This window comes from Corallococcus sicarius (assembly GCF_003611735.1).
Lineage (GTDB): Bacteria > Myxococcota > Myxococcia > Myxococcales > Myxococcaceae > Corallococcus > Corallococcus sicarius.
The window spans coordinates 1-3192 of sequence record NZ_RAWG01000547.1 but is presented as its reverse complement, the minus strand read 5'-3'; the positions used below and the strand labels follow the sequence as shown (position 1 = coordinate 3192).

2 protein-coding genes and 1 pseudogene are annotated in these 3192 nt (G+C 69.3%); all 3 read right to left on the bottom strand.

From position 1 onward, the window contains the following. Window positions 1-1103, bottom strand: a 1103-nt coding sequence (locus tag D7X12_RS40450) for a serine/threonine-protein kinase (RefSeq protein ID WP_244225074.1), incomplete at its 3' end; no start/stop codon positions are given. A gap of 296 nt (window positions 1104-1399) precedes the next feature. After that, a complete protein-coding gene (locus D7X12_RS40445) occupies window positions 1400-2707 on the bottom strand; it encodes a serine/threonine-protein kinase (protein WP_244225073.1) in 1308 nt (435 codons plus the stop codon). 209 nt (window positions 2708-2916) lie between these two features. Then, window positions 2917-3192 (bottom strand): annotated as a pseudogene (locus D7X12_RS40440) (serine/threonine protein kinase); the annotation flags it as partial.

Genomic DNA, 3192 nt, shown 5'->3' with positions numbered 1-3192 from the left:
GGGGAGGGTACGACCCCAACGACGGAAGGAGCCGGGGCCGGGGGCTTCGGCCAGACGACGGCGGCTCCGAGGCCCAGGAGCAGCAGCGCCCCGCCGATCCATGCCGCGCGTCCTCGTGAACCGTGAGGAGCCTTGAGCCCACCCTGGGTGTTGGACGTGACGGTTTCAGTGCTCGCAGGAGCCGCCACGGGGGAGGCGTCGTGGTTCTTCGCGACCGACGGTGCATGGGGCGCCATGCGCATTGGAATGCGCTTCAGCTGTTCCCGCACGGCCTCCGCGGAAGCCGGCCGCAGGGCGGGGTCCTTCGCCAGAAGGTGCAGGACCAGCGTGTCGAGTTCCGGTGGGATGCCCGGGATGCGCGACGAGGGCGGCGGCGGTGACTGATCCACATGCGCGAACATCAACTGGACGGAGCCGCCCTGGAACGGACGCTCTCCCGTGAGCAACTGGAACATCATCACGCCCACGGCGTAGAGGTCCGTTGCCGGGCCCACGGTGCTTCCGCGGATCTGCTCTGGCGCCATGAAGTCCGGGGTCCCCAGGATGAATCCATCCGCGGTGAGGGGGCTCTCGTGCGACTCCAGCAGTTTGGCGATGCCGAAGTCGACCAGCTTGATGGTGGTCGGCGTCTCCGGCGATTCGACCACGAAGACGTTCGCGGGCTTCAGGTCGCGGTGCACCACGCCTGCTCGATGCGCGGCACCCAGCGCGGCCAGAACCTGATCCAGGACCCAGACCGCGCTCTCCACATCCATCCGATTCTTCGCGCGGACGAAGTCGGAGAGCGGCCGTCCCCGCAGCAGCTCCATGATGACGTAGGGCCGCTCATCCGGAAGGCTGCCAAATCCAAAGATGTCGATGATGCCCGGGTGCCGGATGGCATTGACCGCGCGGGCCTCCACGAGGAGGCGTTGCACCTGCTGCGGAGACACGAGCTCCGCCCGCAGCACCTTGACGGCTGCCTGCTTACCGATGAGGGGATGCACCGCGCGGTACACCACGCCCATCCCGCCCGACCCGATGCGTTCCTCGATGACGAATTCACCCAGTTGCGTGCCCAGCAATGGATCCGCGGGAGCAGCGGACCGCGACTCTGGATGCACGGACTTCTTGGTATCGGTTCCTGAGGAGAGAGTGCTTTTCATGGGCGGGGGCGCCGCGAACATAGCCACGCGTTCCCGGGGCATTCAAACCTCAAGGAGAACACTTTCCTCGGATGGCGATGATCCGATGGGATGACCCATCCAGGGTCGTGGCTGACTTCCCGCGCTGCGCGAACCTTCGCCCGCGTTGATCACTTGGGGATGCGCGCGCTCAGCTGCTCCAGCCACGGATCAGCCGCCAGCCTGGTTTCATGCGTTCGGTGCCCGGCTGCTCCTGTGCCGCCCCTGGGGCGCGGCTACCGGGCAGGACCCAGTGGCGCTTCAAGGCCCGCCACTGGGAGCGCGGCGGACGGCAGCAGGACCGCCGGAGCACGGCTCCTGATCAGCACCGTCTCCCACGTGTCGAGCGGCCCCACCGGATGCGGCGCCTTCACGCGCGGCCTGGAAGGGGCCTCCACGGCGACAGGGGCCTTCGCCTCCGGCGCCGCTTCCCGAGCCCACGTCAGCACGCCCGTCCCCATGCCCAGCAGTGCCAGCGCCACGACGGCCGCCATTGCGATGGGCGCGCGGCCCCAGCGCGTCGTTGGCTGCACCATGGCGGACGGCGGGGGCGCCGCGAAGGTCGGCGGCGTGAAGGCCAGGATGCTTCCCTTCGGCCCCTCCAGGGACAGCTCCCTCGCGAGCTGATGGAGCTGTTCGCGCACCGCCTGCGCGGACGCCGGACGCCGCGCTGCGTCCTTCTCCAGCAACTGGAGCACCAGCGCGTCCAGCCCGGGCGCGATGCCTTCCGCGCGCGTGGAGGGCGCAGGCGGCGACTGCTCCACCTGCGCGAACATCACCTGCATGTGCTCGCCCTGGAACGGGCGGGCTCCGGTCAGCATCTGGAACGCCAGGATGCCCACCGCGTACAGGTCCGCCGCCGGACCCACCGGCCATCCGCGGATCTGCTCCGGGGACATGCACTCCGGCGTGCCCGTCATCGGACGCTTCACTCCGGACGGGCGCTTCACCCCGGACGGGGGCGGCTCCTCCGCCTGCATCACCTGCGCGATGCCGAAGTCCACGAGCTTGAGGGTGGGCGCCGTGTCCGGCACCTCCACCAGGAACACGTTCTCCGGCTTCAAATCCCGGTGCACCACGCCCGCACGGTGCGCCGCCGCCAGCGCCGACAGGAGCTGATCCAACACCCAGACCGTCATCCCGACATTCAACCGGCCCTGCACGCGCAGCACGTCCTCCAACGACCGGCCCTGGAGCAGCTCCATCACGACATACGGACGCCCATCCGGCAGCGCGCCGCAGTTGAAGATGTCCAGGATGCCCGGGTGGCGGATGGCGTTCACCGCCTTCGCTTCCACCAGCAGCCGCTGCGCCTGCTCCGGCGACATCAGCTCCGCCCGCAGCACCTTGACGGCCGCCTGCTTGCCGATGAGCGGATGCACCGCACGGTAGATGACACCCATGCCTCCGGAGCCGATGCGCTCCTCGATGACGAACTCGCCCAGCTGCATCGACACCAGCGGATCCACGGGGGGCAGGGTGCCGCGCTCCGGCGACGTGGGCGCGGGGAACGGCGCCGGGTCGGGAATTCCTGGAGTGCTCATGGGTGCGCCGGCCATCGGGTGAGGGTACCGCGCGCACCGCCGTCTTTTGAAACAACACGGTACGCGCTGGCCCCGCTCGGCTGCCTGCTGCTTTGCGGGGACTCCTCTTCCCATGGCATGGGCTCGGGCCGGCGTCCACCCGTCCCACCGCTTCCCCGCTGCGGAAACACCTCCATCCGCGCGCTCTTCCGGGGAATGCGTGTCTCAGCTCACTTCGGGAAGCGCGCCTTCAGCTTCTCCTGCCATGCGTCCAGCGCCTGGTTCACCTCCATGCGCTGGGTCGCGGTCTGCTCCCCGGTGGCGGAGCTGTAGATCTGCACGAGCTGCCGCGTCAGGTCCGGAGCCACGTCCAGGCCTTCCGTGCGCCTGCGCAGCTCCGCGACGAGCCCATCCAACCGCTTCGCCAGCCTCTTCTCGGCCTCATTGTTCCGGGGCAGCACGGGCAACGCGGGAATCACGAGCGGAGGGGCCCGGGGGGCCACCTG

Excerpts from the sequence above, each read along its gene's own strand:
- D7X12_RS40445 (WP_244225073.1), bottom strand. The coding sequence starts at position 2,707 with ATGAGCACTCCAGGAATTCCCGACCCGGCGCCGTTCCCCGCGCCCACG.